The sequence below is a fragment of the Micromonospora sp. NPDC048842 genome (genome assembly GCF_040649935.1).
GTDB lineage: Bacteria > Actinomycetota > Actinomycetes > Mycobacteriales > Micromonosporaceae > Micromonospora > Micromonospora hortensis.
This window is the reverse complement of sequence record NZ_JBEZGK010000021.1, coordinates 96,476-112,217: the sequence shown is the minus strand read 5'-3', so window position 1 is coordinate 112,217 and position 15,742 is coordinate 96,476. Positions and strand designations below refer to the sequence as shown.

Sequence of the window (15,742 nt, the reverse complement as noted above, 5' to 3'; positions counted from 1 at the left end):
CCGGTTACATTCCGAACCCGGAAGCTAAGCCCTCCAGCGCCGATGGTACTGCACTCGTGAGGGTGTGGGAGAGTAGGACGCCGCCGGACAATCTTCCAGTCGAGGGCCGCCCCATCAGGGTCGGCCCTCGACTGCGTAGCGCCATTGGTGGCGCAATCAGGAAGGATGTACCTGTGAGTTCAGGACCGCAGGGCGGAGACCGTCCCCGTCGTTACGAAGACCGTACTGACGGTGCGGGCGGAAGCGACCGCGGCCCGCGCCGCGATGACCAAGGCCGGCCCCCGCACCGGGGAGACCGTGACAGCGGCGGCGCCCGAGGCGGATACGCCGGCGGCCGCGACTCTGGCTCCCGTTCTGGTGACCGGGACAGCTCGCGCTCCAGCGCCCCCCGTGAGGGCGGCTACCGCGGCGGCGACCGCCGCGAGGGTGGTTTCCGTGGCGGCGACCGCGACGGCTCGCGTTCCAGCGCTCCGCGCGAGGGTGGTTTCCGTGGCGGCGACCGCGACGGCTCGCGTTCCAGCGCTCCGCGCGAGGGTGGCTACCGTGGTGGCGACCGTGACGGGTCGCGTTCCAGCGCTCCGCGCGAGGGTGGCTACCGTGGTGGCGACCGTGACGGGTCGCGTTCCAGCGCTCCGCGCGAAGGTGGCTACCGTGGCGGCGACCGTGACGGGTCGCGTTCCAGCGCTCCGCGTGAGGGCGGTTTCCGGTCCGGTGCTCCCCGCGAGGGTGGCTACCGTGGCGGCGACCGCGACGGTTCTCGTTCCAGCGCTCCCCGTGAGGGTGGCTTCCGTGGCGGTGACCGCGATGGCGGTTTCCGTGGCGGCGACCGTCGTGAGGGTGGTTTCCGGGGCGGCGACCGTGACGGTTCGCGCTCGGGCGCTCCCCGTGAGGGTGGCTTCCGTGGCGGCGACCGTCGTGAGGGCGGTTACCAGGGTGGTGACCGCACTCGCTCCGGCCCGCCGCGCGAGGGTGGTTTCCGTGGCGGTGACCGCGACGGCGGTTTCCGTGGTGGCGACCGTCGCGAGGGTGGCTTCCGTGGCGGCGATCGAGATGGCTCACGTTCGAGCGCTCCCCGTGAGGGCGGCTTCCGCGGTGGTGACCGCGACGGTGGTTTCCGGGGCGGTGACCGTCGCGAAGGCGGCTTCCGCGGTGGCGACCGCGACGGTGGCTTCCGTGGCGGCGACCGAGACAGCTCGCGTTCCAGCGCCCCCCGTGAGGGCGGTTTCCGTGGCGGCGATCGGGATGGCTCGCGTTCGAGCGCTCCCCGTGAGGGCGGTTTCCGCGGTGGTGACCGCGACGGTGGCTTCCGCGGCGGTGACCGTCGCGAAGGCGGCTTCCGGGGCGGTGACCGTGACGGTTCGCGCTCGGGCGCTCCCCGTGAGGGTGGTTTCCGTGGTGGTGACCGCGATGGCTCGCGTTCCAGCGCCCCCCGTGAAGGTGGTTTCCGTGGTGGTGACCGTCGTGAGGGCGGTTACCAGGGTGGGGACCGGACTCGCTCGGGCCCGCCGCGCGAGGGTGGCTTCCGTGGTGGCGACCGCGACGGTGGTTTCCGCGGCGGTGACCGTCGCGAAGGTGGCTTCCGGGGCGGCGACCGTGACAGCTCGCGTTCCAGCGCGCCCCGTGAGGGTGGCTTCCGGGGCGGTGACCGGGACGGTTCGCGCTCGGGCGCTCCCCGTGAGGGTGGCTTCCGCGGTGGTGACCGCGATGGTGGTTTCCGTGGTGGTGACCGTCGTGAGGGCGGTTACCAGGGCGGTGACCGCACTCGCTCGGGCCCGCCGCGCGAAGGTGGCTTCCGTGGCGGCGATCGGGATGGCTCGCGTTCCAGCGCGCCCCGTGACGGCGGTTTCCGGGGCGGCGACCGTGATGGCTCGCGTTCCGGCGCTCCCCGTGAGGGTGGCTTCCGGGGCGGCGACCGTGATGGCTCGCGTTCCGGCGCTCCCCGTGAGGGTGGCTTCCGGGGCGGCGACCGTCGTGAGGGCGGTTTCCGGGGCGGTGACCGCGACGGTTCGCGTTCCAGCGCGCCCCGTGAGGGTGGTTTCCGGGGCGGTGACCGCGAGGGCGGCTACCGGGGCGGAGAGCGTACCGGGGGTTTCCGGTCCGACGAGCGGCCGCGTCGCGAGGGGGAGTTCCGTCGCGATGACCGCGCGGGTGGCTCCGAGTCGTCCGAGGGCGGGCGTAGCTCGGCCCCGGCGCTGCCGGACGACATTGTCGCGACCGACCTCGACAAGGACGTCCGCGCTGAGCTGCTCTCGCTGAACAAGCCGGTCGCCGAGACGGTGGCCCGGCACCTGGTCGCCACTGGGCAGCTGATCGACGAGGACCCGGCCGAGGCGTTGGCGCACGCGCTGGCCGCCCGGCGGCTCGCGTCGCGCATCTCCGCTGTCCGCGAGGCGGTCGGCCTGGCCGCGTACCGCGCGGGGGAGTGGCAGTCGGCGATCGCCGAGCTGCGCACGTACCACCGGATGAGCGGATTGCAGAGCCACCTGGCCGTGCTCGCGGACTGCGAGCGGGCTCTCGGCCGGCCGGAGCGGGCCATTGACCTGTTCCGTGGCGCGGACCGGGAGAAGCTGGACCAGGCCGTGGCGATCGAACTGCTGATCGTCGCCGCCGGCGCGCGGGGTGACCTCGGGCAGAAGGACGCCGCGGTCGCGATGCTCCAGGTTCCGGACCTCACCAACGAGGCCACCGTGCCGTGGACGGCCCGACTGCGCTACGCGTACGCCGACGCGCTGCTCGCTGTGGGTCGGCGCGAGGAGGCCCGCGAATGGTTCTCCCGCGCTGCCGACGTGGACACCGAGGGCGAGACCGACGCCGCCGAGCGGTTGCTCGAACTCGACGGCGTGGTCATCGAGGGTGACGAGGAGGACGAGGCCGCCGAGGAGATCGCCGCTGGCCCGGGCGCTCCCGGTGCGGTGCCGGCCCGACCCGACGCTGACCTGGCCACCGACACGAACGACGACGACGACGACGATGTCGACGACGACGACGACGATGACGACGACGACGACGACGATGACGACGATGACGACGATGACGACGATGACGACGATGACGACGATGACGACGACGACGACGATGACGATGACGAGGACTTCGACGACGACGAGGAGGACGACGCTGTCGGCCCTCCCGCTGACGACGAAGGCTTCGACGACGAGGACGAGGACCGTCACCCCACCGGAAGCGGCAACGCCGACGCGGCCACCACTGGCGACAGCGGCGTGACGGACGGGGACGCGGCGAACGGCGACGGGACCGTGCCGGCCCGGGATGACGAGTCGGGGTCGACGCAGCGGTGAGCGCGGGCGTGGGGGAGCGGCTGGTCGACGGGTACACCCTGGTCGTCTTCGACCTGGACGGCGTGATCTACCTGATCGACCGGCCGATCCCCGGCGCCGTCGACGCGGTGGCCCGGCTGCACGCGGAGGGACGGGCGGTGGCGTACGCCACCAACAACGCGTCCCGCCGGTCCAGCGAGGTCGCGGACCTGCTGACCGGGATGGGAGTGCCGGCCCGGCCGGAGGAGGTCCTCACCTCCGCGGCCGCCTCGGCCGAGTTGTTGCGCGACCGGCTGCCCGCCGGCGCGTCGGTGCTGGTGGTCGGCGCGGAGGCGCTGCGCGCGGAGCTGCGAGCGGTCGGCCTGAACCCGGTCACCCAGGCCGATGAGAAGCCGGCGGCGGTCGTGCAGGGGTACGGCCCGCAGGTCGGCTGGGCCGAGCTGGCCGAAGCGTCGGTGGCGGTACGGGCGGGTGCGATCTGGATCGCCACCAACACCGATCGGACCCTGCCCAGTGGGCGGGGACCGCTGCCCGGCAACGGGTCGCTGGTCGCCGTGCTGCGTACGGCACTGGAGCGGGACCCCGACGTGGTGGTCGGCAAGCCGGAGCCGGCGTTGTTCGAGACCGCCGCCAAGCGCAGTGGCGGTGGGCGGAGCCTGGTGGTGGGTGACCGGCTGGACACCGACATCGAGGGCGCGCGCCGGGCCGGGCTGGACAGCCTGCTCGTGCTCACCGGCGTCAGCGGTGTACCGGAGCTGCTGGCCGCCGAGCCGCGGCGACGTCCCACGTACGTCGCGAGAGACCTGGCGGGGCTCTTCGACCCGGCTGCCGCCGTGCGGGTCCCGGGCCTTGCGGACGCTGGCGGCTGGTCCGTGACCGACCGGGACGGCACGCTGGAGCTGGCCGGGGCCGGTCGACCGCTGGACGCCCTGGCGGCGCTCTGCGCGGTGGCCTGGTCGGCGCCCGTGCCGGCGCTGCCGAAGATCCGCCCGGTGGGCCCGGACGCGGCCCACGCGGTGGAGAGTTTCGGTCTGACCGCGGCGGCGTGAGCCGAACGGTCGTCAGAGCAGCTTGCGCAGCTTGAGCAGGTCGAACGGGTTGGCCTTGATCGACACCCGGCGGGAGGTCACCGCGCTGGTGACGTCCAGGTCGCCGCGGACCAGGGCGAGCAGGTCGTCGCTGGACGTGCTCAGCGCGATCTTGGCCTTGGGGTCGTCGCCGTCGGTCAGCTCGACCAGTCGGCCGCCGGTGATCCGGCCGTGGAACGCGGTGTCCAGGTCGGTGATTCGGCAGGCCAGCGTCCGGTCCAGGTCGATCCGTTCGCGTACCGTCTCGGCGTTGCGATCCAACCGGGCGGCCAGCTCCTGCAACGCCTGCCGGCACTCGTCCACGCTGGCCACATCTCCCCCTCGCTGATCGCCACGCCGTCCTCGGCACCGTACCGCACGGGTCGGTCGGGGGTGCCCGGTAGCGTGACACCTGCACACCCCGCCCCGTGGAAGGACTCAGGCATGCAGGACGCGTGGCGCGCCTACCTCGAGCTGGCCATGGGCCTTGCGGAGGCGCCCCGGAAGAAGGCCCAGGACGTGGCACGTCGCCTCGTCGGCTCCGGCGGCGCGACCGCCGCCCAACTCCAGGCCCTCGGCGAGGAACTGGTCACCACCGGCGCCGCCAACCGGGAGGCGCTGACCAAGCTGGTCCGCTTCGAGGTCGACCGGGCTCTCGGCGCTGTCGGTCTGGCCACCGCCGACGAGGTGGCCGAGCTGACCCGGCGGGTGCACGACCTGGAACGGCAGCTGCGGGAGGCGCGGTCCACCGAGTCGGCGGACGCGCCGCCCGCCGGCCCCAGGCCACAACCCGACCCGACCGTCGCCGCGCGGCCCGGCGCCGGTCTCGTGCCGTCCGACGCCTCGGCCGGTGCCCCGGTCTCCGCGCCGGTGGCCAAGAAGGCCGTGGCGAAGAAGGCCATCGCCAAGAAGGCCGTGGCGAAGAAGGCCATCGCCACGAAGCCGCCGGCGACGATCAGCCCGACGGCCGACGAGGACGTCCCGACGCCGGCCGTGATGCCGGCCAAGAAGGCGGCGATTCGCAGGCAGCGGCCGGACGACGCCGAATGACCCGGCCCGGTCCGCCGGCCGGCGGGTCCTTCCCGACCCGGCCCGGTCCGCCGGCCGGCGGGTCCTTCCCGACCCGGCCCGGTCCGCCGGCTGGCGGCTCTTCCCCGGCCCGGCCCGGTCCGCCGGTGGGTGTCCGCCCCGGGCCGCCGCCGGATCTCGGGGACGACGAGACACGGCATCCGGCGGTGGACGCCGCCGTGCGGGCCATCGCCAACGCGGCGACGCTCGCTCCGGCCGACCAGATCGCCCAGTACGAGGCGGCCTACGAGACGCTGCGGGAAACCCTCGCCACCATCGACCAGACCTGAGCGGGACGACCAGGCCTGAGCAGACCGGAGAACCACACGCATGGCACGTCGTAACCGGCTGGACGCCGAACTCGTCCGCCGCGGTCTGGCCCGCTCCCGTGAGCAGGCCGCCGCGTTGGTGGAGGCCGGCCGGGTCCAACTGCGGGGCGTGGTCGCCCGCAAGGCGGCCGCGATGGTCGACCCCGCCGACCCGCTCCTGGTGACCGGTGCGGACCCGGCCGAGGAGTACGTCTCCCGGGGTGGGCACAAGCTCGCCGGCGCGCTGGCCGCGTTCGCCCCCGGTGGGCTGCACGTGGCCGGGCGGCGTTGCCTGGACGCGGGAGCGTCGACAGGTGGGTTCACCGACGTGCTGCTGCGCGCCGACGCGGCCGAGGTGGTGGCCGTGGACGTCGGCTACGGGCAGCTCGCCTGGCCGCTGCGCACGAACGAGCGGGTCCGCGTCCTGGAGCGCACGAATGTCCGTACCCTCGATGCTGACGCGATCGGTGGCCAGGTCGACCTCACTGTGGCGGATCTGTCGTTCATCTCGTTGCGGCTGGTGCTGCCGGCGTTGGCCGGCTGCACCCGCGACGACGGTGACCTGGCGTTGATGGTCAAGCCGCAGTTCGAGGTCGGCAAGGACCGGGTCGGCGCCGGCGGTGTGGTCCGTGATCCGGAGCTGCGCGCCGAAGCGGTGCTGGATGTGGCTGCGGCGGCCGCGCGGCTCGGTCTCGGGCTGGCCGACGTGGCGGCCAGCCCGCTGCCAGGGCCGAGCGGCAACGTGGAGTTCTTCGTATGGTTGCGCCGGGGCGCACCGGCGGCCGACCCGGAGCGGGTGCGGGCCGTGGTGGCGGCCGGGCCGGATGGCTCGACGACGGCCGGCGAGGTGCCGGACGTGGCGGCGGAGGAGGTCGCAGGGTGAACGCGCGCAGTGAGGGCGCCGCAACGGGCCACGCGGTGACACGCGGCCGTGCCGAGGTGTCGGCGTCGGTGGTGCGACGCCGCCCGGTCCGGCGTGGGCGGGTGGCCCGATGAGCCGGACCGCGCTGCTGGTGACCCACACCGGTCGTCGGCGCAGCACGGAGCACGCCCGGTCGGTCGCCGCCGACCTGATCGACGCCGGTTTCGAGGTACGGGTGGTCGCCGACGAGGCCGACGACCTCGACCTGCCTGGCGTGGTGCCGGTCGCCGGCCCGCAGGCCGCCGAGGGCGCCGAGATCGTCTTCGCGCTCGGTGGGGACGGCACCTTCCTGCGCGCCGCCGAGCTGGCCCGGCCTGCGAAGGCGCCGCTGCTCGGCATCAACCTCGGCAAGGTGGGCTTCCTGGCGGAGGCGGAGATCGATGACCTGGACACCGCCGTCCGGGACGTCGTCGGCCGTAACTACACGGTCGACGAGCGGCTGACCCTCGACGTCACGGCCGAGTTCGACGGTGGGCCGACCATCGAGTCCTGGGCGCTCAACGAGATCAGCATCGAGAAGGGCGAGCGGGCCCAGATGCTCGAGCTGCTCGTCGACGTGGACGGCCGGCCGCTGTCGCGCTACGGCTGCGACGGTGTCGTCTGTGCCACCCCCACCGGCTCCACCGCGTACGCGTTCTCCGGTGGCGGGCCGGTGGTCTGGCCGGAGGTGGAGGCGCTGCTGCTGGTGCCGATCAGCGCGCACGCGTTGTTCAGCCGCCCGTTGGTGACGGCCCCGACGTCCACCTTCGTGATCACCGTCGATCCGTTCACCACCCTCGCCGTGCTCTCCTGCGATGGTCGGCGCGTCTACGACCTGCCGCCTGGCGCGCGGGTGACGGTGCGCCGGGGCGCCCTGCCGGTGCGCATCGTGCGGTTGCGCCCCCGCCCGTTCACCGATCGGCTGGTGGCCAAGTTCGCCCTCCCGGTGCACGGTTGGCGCGGCAGCCGCCGGTGACCGTGGCACACACTGTCGGTGGACGTGGGTTGTCCACCTGGCGACATGTCGCCGCTGCGGCGGTGGGCGACTAGTGACCTGGTGACACGCTCCGACGCAGACTCCGATCGGCCCTCGTCTACGGATGGTGGGCCTTAAGGAGTAGAGGAGCCCATCGCATGCACTGGTCCCCACGCTGGCTCGCCGTCGGCGCGGTCGGCGCGTTGGTGGTCGGCGTCGCCGCACCGGCGTCCGCCGACCCGCCCGCCCGGCCCACCGGCCCGACGTCGGGCACGCCCGCCCAGCACGCACCCGTCCGCATCACCCTGATCACCGGCGACCAGGTCGAGCTCGCGCCCGCGGCGCCGGGCCGGGTCGCCGCCACCGTCCGCCCGGGACCCGGGCGCGAGCGCGTCATCTTCCAGACAGTGGAGGTCGACGGCCGGCTGCGGGTGCTGCCCAGCGACGCCCTGCCCTACGTTTCGAGCGGGGTCCTCGACGCCAACCTGTTCGACGTGCAGGAGTTGGCCGCCGACGGATACGGCGACGCCGCGCAGGGCGCGTTGCCACTGATCGTGCGCTACCAGGAGCAGGCGGCCGGGCGGGTCAAGCCGCTTGCCGGTGCCACCGACGCCCGGCCGTTGGAGAGCATCAACGGCGCGGCGCTGCGGGTCGGCAAGGGGGCCCTCGGCAACCTGTGGACCACGCTCGCCGGTACGCCGGCCAGCCGGACCACGACTGCCGCCGCGCCCCGGCTGGGTGCTGGCATCGCCCGTATCTGGTTGGACGGGAGAGTCCGCCCGGCGCTGGAGCACTCCGTGCCGCAGATCGGCGCCCCGACGGCCTGGGCGGCCGGGCGCGACGGTGCCGGCGTGAAGGTGGCGGTGCTCGACACCGGCGTCGACGCCACCCACCCCGACCTGGCCGGTCGGATCGTCGAGGCGCAGGACTTCTCCGGCAGCGGCAGCGCCCGCGACGGGCACGGCCACGGCACCCACGTGGCCGCCACCATCGCCGGCACCGGGGCGGCGTCCGACGGGTTGCGCAAGGGCGTCGCCCCGGGCGCGCGGTTGCTGGTCGGCAAGGTGCTCGACGACGGTGGCTCCGGCTACGACTCGTCCATCATCGCGGGCATGGAGTGGGCCGCCCACTCCGGCGCGAAGGTGGTCAGCATGAGCCTCGGCGGCGACCCGACCGACGGCACCGACCCGATGAGCCAGGCGGTGAACGACCTGACCGCTGAGACCGGTGCGCTGTTCGTTGTCGCCGCCGGCAACTCGGGCGCCGCGCGTACCGTCGGCGCGCCCGGCGCGGCCGCGGCGGCGCTCACCGTCGGCGCTGTGGACCGTGCCGACAACCTGGCGGAGTTCTCCAGCCGGGGCCCGCGCCTCGGCGACAACGGCCTCAAGCCCGAGATCACCGCGCCGGGCGTCGGCATCGTCGCCGCTCGGGCCGCCGGCACCGCCATGGGTACGCCGGTGGACGACGCGTACACGACCGCGTCCGGCACCTCGATGGCCACGCCGCACGTGGCCGGAGCGGCGGCGATCCTCGCCCAGAAACACCCCGACTGGCCGGCCGGGAAGCTCAAGGACGCGCTGGTCAGCACCACGAAGGCGAACCCGGCGCTGACCGTCTTCGAGCAGGGCGGTGGTCGGGTCGACGTGGCCCGGGCGCTCGGCCAGCGGGTGTACGCCTCGGCCACCGCAGACTTCGGTCGGATCTCCACCGGCGGTGCCGCGGTCGAGCGGACCGTGACGTACACCAACGGCGGCACGGCCCCGCAGACCCTGCGGTTGGCCCTGGAGCTGCGCAACCTGGACACCCGGGCGGCCGAGACCGACGGGGTCGCGGTCGGCGGCGTCGAGGTGACAGTGCCGGCCGGCGGCAGCGTCGCCGTGCCGCTGCGGGCGGACCCGGCGAAGTTGGACCGGGGTGTGCACAGTGGCTGGCTGGTGGCGACAGGCGCGGACGGCGTCGCGGTGCGCACCGCTGTCGCGTTCACCGTCAGCGGTCCCGTGCACCACCTCACCATCAAGCTGCTGGACCGGCAGGGTCAGCCGGGCCTCTCGCCGGGGTTGACAGTCTTCGGTGAGCAGCCCGAGTCGGACTTCTGGGGCCTGTGGGGTGGCGAGGGCACCCTGGAGGTCGAGGAGGGCACGTACGTGCTGACCGCGCTGGTGACGCACGGCGTTCCCTTGGACGAGCAGATGACCCAGATCATCGAGCCGGAGGTGACAGTCGACCGGGACCTGACAGTGGTGCTCGACGCGCGCAAGGGCACGCCGGTGCGGATCGAGACGCCGAAGCCCAGCGAGCAGCGGGCCACGCTCAGCTACTACGTCCATCGGGTGCTGGGCAATGGCCGGCAGATCGACCACGGCGTGATGGCCTACAGCACCGTTCAGCAGGTCAACGTCACACCGACCCGCCAGGTGCGCCAGGGCGAGTTCGAGTTCGCCTCGCGGTGGCAGCTCGTCGCGCCCATGGTGGACGCGACGATCAGCGGGGTGTCCGGTCCGTCGGACATCAACCTGCTGGGCACGTCGCCGGCGCCGACCGGTCGGCGGAAGCTGCCGCTGGTCTGGGCCGGCACCGGCACCCCCGCCGAGCTGACCCGGGTGCGGGGCACCGCCGTGCTGCTCGGCGCCGACCCGAACCGCTCGGAGGAGGAGCAGGTGTCCGCCGCCGCGGCGGCCGGCGCCGCCGCGGTGCTGGTCGTCCGGCCGGAGGACCAGAGCGCGTGGACGGTCTGGCGGCCCACCGGAGAGCGGCTGCCGATTCCGTCGATGGTGGTCGCGTACGACGACGGGCAGCGGCTGACCGCGGCGGCGCGCAAGGGTCGGGCGACGCTGGACCTGACGCTGACAGTGGACAGCCCGTACCTGTACGACGTCTGGCAGGTGTCGAAGGGTCGGGTGCCGGAGCGTGTCGTGCACACGGTGACCGCGAAGAACACCGCCGAGGTGACAGCGAGCTACGGCGACATGGGTGCGGGTTGGGCCACCGAGGAGCGGTTCGGCTGGCGTCCGTGGCAGGAGTACGCCTGGAACGACGATCAGCGCATGGTCCGCAACGGCACCACCCGGCAGGAGTTCGTCAGCGCCGGGGACTCCTGGTGGCAGCAACGGGTGCTGCACAAGCAGATGTTCATGCAGTGGGGGCAGTTGGCCGGTGGTCTGACCCAGCAGCCCCGGCGCTACGCGGCCGACGACCGGGTGACCGAGACCTGGCACGCGCCGGTGCTCCGCCCGGCCGTCCCGGCCCGTGGGGCGCCGGTGCCCACCCGCACCGGTGACAACCTGGAGTTGCGGGTGCCCGAGTTCGTCGACGCCCAGGGGCACTACAGCGTGGCCGGCGAGAGCGAGGAGTCGGACACCGTCACGGTACGGGTCAGCCGCAACGGGCAGCAGATCGCGGACCTCTCCGACGGCTGGGCGTCGGTGCCCACGACCGCCGGGGGCGCCCGCTACCGCCTGGACGTGAGCACCCAGCGGTCCTCGGCCGAGTGGCGTTACGGCACGCGGACCGACACGGCCTGGGAGTTCACCTCGGCCCGACCGGCGGGCGACGCCGCCACGGCGTTGTCGCTGCTCCAGGTGGACTACCGGGTGCCGGCCGACCTGCGCGGCACGGTACGCGGCAACCGGCCGCACCAGCTCGGGCTGACCCTGCGGCAGCCGGCCGGGGTGCCGGCGCCGAGGGGTGCCGGCGTCCGGGTGCAGGTCTCCTTCGACGGGGGCGTCACCTGGCGCAACGCGCCGACCACGGGGTCGGGCACCCGGTACACCGCGACGGTGCCGGCGGGGCGCGGAACGGTGTCGCTGCGGGTGCACGCCGCCGACCGGGCCGGGAACACCGTCGACCAGACGGTGCTCCAGGCGTACGGGCTGCGCTGATCGGGCGGGCGGGGCGGCCTGGCCGTCCCGCCCCGCCGGTTCAGGGTCCGCCGTCGGTCGACGGCGGACCCTGACGCGTCAGAGCCAGCCGCGTCGGGCCACCTGGAACGCCAACCCGGGCCGGGTGTCCACGCCGGCGGCGGCCATCAGGTCGGCGATGCGCCGTTGCACTGTCCGTCGGCTCACCCCGAGCTGTGAGGCGATGGACTTGTCCGGTACGCCCGCCACGAACAGCGACAGCAGCCGGGCCTCGTCGGCGTCGGGCTGGTAGCCGTCGCCCGGCTGGTCGGCGGGTTCCGGCCGTCGAGTCTCGGGGGCCGCGACGGCGAGGGGGTCGTCGAGGCGCAGTCGGGTGGCTACCCGCCAGTGGCTCTCGAAGAGGGCGAGCAGCGCGTCGAGCAGTTGGCTGCGGCCGATCACGGCGGCGCTCGGTTCGCCGCCGTCGCGGTCGGGCACCAGCGGGCAGATGGCCGTGCGGGCGTCCACGATGGCCAGTCGGACCGGCAGCCGGTCCAGGACGCGGGCCTGCTCCCCGGCGGCGACCCCCTTGGCCAGGTCGGCCAACGCGCCCGGCTCCAGCAGCAGGTCACGCTCGTAGATGGCCCGGTAGCTCACCCCACGGGCCAGCGCGTCGAACTCCTCGACATTCTCCGGGCCGGCCATGGCGAGGGGATTGGCCCGGCAGAACCAGAGCACCTCGGTACGCGCCGAGTTCTGCAGGTCGCGCAGGCGGTCCCGAAGAACCCGGGCGCCGGTGATCACCTCGACCAGGTGGTCGACGTGGTGTCGGCGCAGTCCGGAGCGGTACTCCTCGGCCAGTTGGGTGACCAGTCGGCGGGCCGACTCCAGGTCCTCCTGACGCCGCAGCAGCGTCCCGCCGAGGGCGACGTCCGGGGCGGTCGGGCGCAGCGGGGCATCCGGGTCGTTGTCGCTGCGCTGCACGAGGCCCTTGCCGCGCAGTGCCTCGACCTGGGCGACGACCTGCTCACGGGGTCGGTGCAGGCGGCCGGCCAACTCGTCGATGCGGGCCGTGGTGAGCTGGAGCAGGCAGCGGTAGAGCTCCTCCTCAGCCGAGGTCAGGCCGATCACGTCCAACACGGGGCAGAACTGTACGTCGGCCGGGTACGGGCCGTACCCGGGCCCGTCGGCTGGTCAAGTGTCGGGCCTCGCGTCTACTGTCGGTGGCTGTGCTGGAAGAGCTGCGCATCACCGGGCTGGGCGTCATCGAAGACACCACGCTGCCGTTGACCGGCGGCATGAACGTCATCACCGGCGAGACCGGTGCGGGCAAGACGATGGTGGTCACCGGCCTCGGCCTGCTCTTCGGCGGCCGGGCCGACGCCGGGCGGGTCCGCGCCCAACCCGGTCGTGCGGTGGTGGAGGGGCGGCTGCGGCTGCACGGGCGGGTCGCCGACGCCGTGCACGCGCGGATCATCGAGGCCGGCGGCGAGCCCGACGAGGACGGCTCGGTGCTGTTGAGCCGCACTGTGACGGTGGAGGGGCGTTCGCGCGCGCACGTCGGCGGCCGGAGCATGCCGGTGTCGATGCTCGGTGAGGTCGGCGAGCAGGCGGTCGCGGTGCACGGTCAGTCCGACCAGCTGCGGTTGTTGCGCCCGGCCGAGCAGCGGGCCGCACTGGACCGGTTCGCCGGCCCCGCGCACGAGAAGCTGCTCGACGCGCTGCGCGAGGCGTACACGGGATGGCGTCGGGTCGTCGACGACCTGGCCGACCGTCGGCGCAACGCCCGCGAGCGCAACCAGGAGGCCGACCTGCTGCGGTTGGGCCTCGACGAGATCACCCGGGTCGATCCGCAGCCCGGTGAGGACGACGAGCTGAAGACCGAGGCGCAGCGGTTGGAGCACGCCGAGGGCCTGCGCACGGCCGCGCAGATCGCCCAGCAGTGCGTGGCCGGTGGTGCGGAGGCCGCCGAGGAGACCCCGGACGCGGCGGCGCTGCTCGGCACCGCCCGGCGGACCCTGGAGGCGCAGTCCGGCACCGATCCGGCGCTCGGTGAGCTGGCGGCCCGCCTGGAGGAGGCGGCCACGCTGGTCACCGACGTGTCCGCGGAGCTGTCGGCGTACCTGGCGACGCTGGACGCGGACCCGGCCCGGTTGCAGCACGTCTATGAGCGGCGGGCGGCGCTGCGCGCGTTGACCCGCAAGTACGCCGACGACGTCGACGGGGTGATCGCCTGGGCCGATCGGGCGCGCACCCGACTGTCCGACCTGGACATGTCCGACGACGTGCTCGACGAGTTGGAGCGGGAGGGCCAGCGGCTCGCCGTGGAGGTGGCCGACCTGGCCGGGCGGGTGTCGACCTCCCGGCAGGAGGCGGCGATCCGCTTCGCCGACCAGGTCACCGTCGAGCTGGCCGGGCTGGCGATGCCGCACGCGCGGATCGAGGTGGCGGTGCTGCCCCGTCCGGCCGGGCGTGCCGAGCCGACGCTTGCGGTCAACGGCGTCGAGGTGGGTGTCACGTCGGACGGCGGTGACGAGGTGGAGCTGCGGTTGCTGGCCCACCCCGGCGCGCCGTCGCTGCCGTTGCAGCGCGGCGCCTCCGGCGGTGAGCTGTCCCGGGTGATGCTCGCCATCGAGGTCGTGTTCGCCGGCTCCGGTGGCCCGCCGACGTTGGTCTTCGACGAGGTCGACGCGGGGGTCGGCGGGCAGGCGGCGGTGGAGATCGGCCGCCGGCTGGCCCGACTGGCCCGCAGCCATCAGGTGCTGGTGGTCACGCACCTGCCGCAGGTGGCCGCGTTCGCCGACCGGCACCTGGTGGTGGCGAAGGACACCGGCGGCGCGGTGACGACAAGCGGGGTGCGGGTGGTGGAGGACACCGAGCGGGCTCGGGAGTTGGCGCGCATGCTGGCGGGTTTGCCCGATTCAGATCTGGGTATCGCCCACGCCGAGGAGCTTTTGGCAGTGGCCGCCAAGGAAAGGCGGTTGTGACGCCGCGTATTGTGAGCGCAAGCACACCGGCTTGTGCCGGTGTGTGCTTCCCTGGGTAGGCGGCCCTGCTCAGGCATGTCGCGACAGAAAAGCCTGCCTCACATGCCAGGATGGTCACGATGCGTCTACCCACGTTGCGCCGGAACCGGAACTCCGAACCGGGCAGAGTCCTCGGCACCGCGCGCCTTGATCGCCGGACGAAACGCCTGGTCGGTCGGCTGCGCCCCGGTGACATCGCGGTCATCGACCACGTCGACCTGGACCGGGTGGCGGCCGACTCGCTCGTCGCCGTCGGGGTCGCGGCGGTGCTCAACGCCAAGCCCTCGGTCTCCGGCCGTTACCCGAACCTCGGCCCGGAGGTGTTGATCGCCGCCGGCATTCCGCTCCTCGACGACCTGGGCGAGGGCGTCTTCGAGCGCATCCGCGAGGGCGACCAGGTGCGCATCGAGGGCAACACGGTCTTCGCCGGTGACGAGCCGGTGGCCCACGGCAGCCTTCAGGACGCCGAGTCGGTCGGCAAGGCGATGGCGGACGCCCGGGAGGGTCTGTCGGTGCAGTTGGAGGCGTTCGCCGCCAACACGATGGACTACCTGCGTCAGGAACGCGACCTGCTGCTCGACGGTGTCGGGGTGCCGGACATCGAGACCCAGATGCAGGGTCGGCACTGTCTGATCGTGGTGCGCGGCTACGACTACAAGGCCGACCTGGACGTGCTGCGCCCGTACATCCGGGAGTTCAAGCCGGTGCTCATCGGCGTCGACGGCGGCGCGGACGCCCTGGTCGAGGCTGGCTACACCCCCGACATGATCATCGGGGACATGGATTCGGTCACCGACGACGTGCTGCGCTGCGGCGCCGAGGTGATCGTGCACGCGTACCCGGACGGGCGCGCGCCCGGCCTGCCCCGGGTCAACGGCCTGGGTGTGCCGGCGATCACCTTCCCGGCCGCGGCGACCAGCGAGGACCTGGCCATGCTGCTCGCCGACGAAAAGGGCGCCTCGCTGCTGGTCGCGGTCGGCACCCACGCCACCCTCGTCGAGTTTCTCGACAAGGGCCGCGGCGGGATGGCCTCGACGTTCCTGACCCGGCTGAAGGTCGGCGGCAAGCTTGTCGACGCCAAGGGGGTGAGCCGGCTCTACCGGCAGAGCATCTCCGGCTCGTCGCTGCTGCTGCTGGTGCTGTCGGCGATCGCGGCGATGGCGTCCGCGGTGGCCGTGTCGACAGTCGGGAAGGCGTACCTGGGCGTGGTCGCCGAGTGGTGGGACAATTTCGTGTTCCAGCTGTACCGGCTTTTCTAGTTCCCGACCGATCAAGAGGCTGC

12 protein-coding genes and 1 rRNA gene are annotated in these 15,742 nt (G+C 73.5%); 10 read left to right on the top strand and 3 right to left on the bottom strand.

Features of this window, described 5'->3' with window-relative positions; translation table 11 throughout:
• Positions 1 to 89: ribosomal RNA gene (gene rrf / locus AB0C19_RS25530) — 5S ribosomal RNA — on the top strand; the annotation flags it as partial.
• Positions 90 to 1,055: 966 nt separating this feature from the next.
• Here rrf and AB0C19_RS25525 read toward each other — a convergent pair.
• Positions 1,056 to 2,288: a hypothetical protein gene (locus AB0C19_RS25525; protein WP_357189353.1), complete on the bottom strand. Its 1,233-nt coding sequence runs from the start codon at positions 2,286 to 2,288 to the stop codon at positions 1,056 to 1,058.
• Here AB0C19_RS25525 and AB0C19_RS25520 point away from each other — a divergent pair.
• Both AB0C19_RS25520 and AB0C19_RS25515 read left to right on the top strand, forming a co-directional pair.
• Complete coding sequence (locus tag AB0C19_RS25520) at positions 2,277 to 3,299, top strand: hypothetical protein (protein WP_357189351.1); 1,023 nt, start codon at positions 2,277 to 2,279, stop codon at positions 3,297 to 3,299. The two genes, AB0C19_RS25525 and AB0C19_RS25520, sit on opposite strands and share 12 nt — an antisense overlap.
• Positions 3,296 to 4,327, top strand: a complete 1,032-nt coding sequence (locus tag AB0C19_RS25515; protein ID WP_357189349.1) for an HAD-IIA family hydrolase — start codon at positions 3,296 to 3,298, stop codon at positions 4,325 to 4,327. The genes AB0C19_RS25520 and AB0C19_RS25515 overlap by 4 nt, the downstream gene beginning before the upstream one ends.
• Before the next feature lie 12 nt (positions 4,328 to 4,339).
• Here the strand turns inward: AB0C19_RS25515 and AB0C19_RS25510 are convergent, their stop codons facing one another.
• The gene (locus AB0C19_RS25510; protein WP_088947517.1) at positions 4,340 to 4,678 is read right to left on the bottom strand and encodes an SCP2 sterol-binding domain-containing protein; all 339 of its coding nucleotides are present in this window, start codon (positions 4,676 to 4,678) and stop codon (positions 4,340 to 4,342) included.
• A 111-nt stretch (positions 4,679 to 4,789) separates the two neighbouring features.
• On the opposite strand from AB0C19_RS25510, the gene AB0C19_RS25505 reads away from it, so the two are divergent.
• The 5 genes from AB0C19_RS25505 to AB0C19_RS25485 all read left to right on the top strand — a co-directional run bounded on the left by AB0C19_RS25505 (position 4,790) and on the right by AB0C19_RS25485 (position 11,476).
• On the top strand, positions 4,790 to 5,395 hold the full coding sequence (locus tag AB0C19_RS25505; protein WP_357189347.1) for a hypothetical protein: 606 nt from the start codon (positions 4,790 to 4,792) through the stop codon (positions 5,393 to 5,395).
• Positions 5,396 to 5,520: 125 nt separating this feature from the next.
• Entirely contained in the window at positions 5,521 to 5,703 is a 183-nt protein-coding gene (locus AB0C19_RS25500) for a hypothetical protein (protein WP_357189345.1), read from the top strand.
• Positions 5,704 to 5,743: 40 nt separating this feature from the next.
• Positions 5,744 to 6,604, top strand: a complete 861-nt coding sequence (locus AB0C19_RS25495; RefSeq protein WP_357189343.1) for a TlyA family RNA methyltransferase — start codon at positions 5,744 to 5,746, stop codon at positions 6,602 to 6,604.
• Positions 6,605 to 6,713: 109 nt separating this feature from the next.
• Positions 6,714 to 7,598: an NAD kinase gene (locus AB0C19_RS25490; RefSeq protein ID WP_196927235.1), complete on the top strand. Its 885-nt coding sequence runs from the start codon at positions 6,714 to 6,716 to the stop codon at positions 7,596 to 7,598.
• Positions 7,599 to 7,756: 158 nt separating this feature from the next.
• Complete coding sequence (locus AB0C19_RS25485) at positions 7,757 to 11,476, top strand: S8 family serine peptidase (RefSeq protein WP_357189340.1); 3,720 nt, start codon at positions 7,757 to 7,759, stop codon at positions 11,474 to 11,476.
• A gap of 78 nt (positions 11,477 to 11,554) precedes the next feature.
• On the opposite strand, the gene AB0C19_RS25480 is transcribed toward AB0C19_RS25485, so the two are convergent.
• Positions 11,555 to 12,574: a helix-turn-helix domain-containing protein gene (locus AB0C19_RS25480; RefSeq protein ID WP_357189338.1), complete on the bottom strand. Its 1,020-nt coding sequence runs from the start codon at positions 12,572 to 12,574 to the stop codon at positions 11,555 to 11,557.
• An 89-nt stretch (positions 12,575 to 12,663) separates the two neighbouring features.
• Between AB0C19_RS25480 and recN the strand changes: the two genes are divergently transcribed.
• Complete coding sequence (recN, locus tag AB0C19_RS25475; protein ID WP_357189360.1) at positions 12,664 to 14,421, top strand: DNA repair protein RecN; 1,758 nt, start codon at positions 12,664 to 12,666, stop codon at positions 14,419 to 14,421.
• A gap of 119 nt (positions 14,422 to 14,540) precedes the next feature.
• Entirely contained in the window at positions 14,541 to 15,719 is a 1,179-nt protein-coding gene (gene steA, locus AB0C19_RS25470; protein ID WP_091407271.1) for a putative cytokinetic ring protein SteA, read from the top strand.
• The last annotated feature ends 23 nt before the right edge of the window (positions 15,720 to 15,742 follow it).

Coding starts and splice junctions, on each gene's coding strand:
- AB0C19_RS25490 (WP_196927235.1), top strand. CDS start 6,714: ATGAGCCGGACCGCGCTGCTGGTGACCCACACCGGTCGTCGGCGCAGC.
- AB0C19_RS25495 (WP_357189343.1), top strand. CDS start 5,744: ATGGCACGTCGTAACCGGCTGGACGCCGAACTCGTCCGCCGCGGTCTG.
- AB0C19_RS25485 (WP_357189340.1), top strand. CDS start 7,757: ATGCACTGGTCCCCACGCTGGCTCGCCGTCGGCGCGGTCGGCGCGTTG.
- steA (WP_091407271.1), top strand. CDS start 14,541: ATGCGTCTACCCACGTTGCGCCGGAACCGGAACTCCGAACCGGGCAGA.
- AB0C19_RS25505 (WP_357189347.1), top strand. CDS start 4,790: ATGCAGGACGCGTGGCGCGCCTACCTCGAGCTGGCCATGGGCCTTGCG.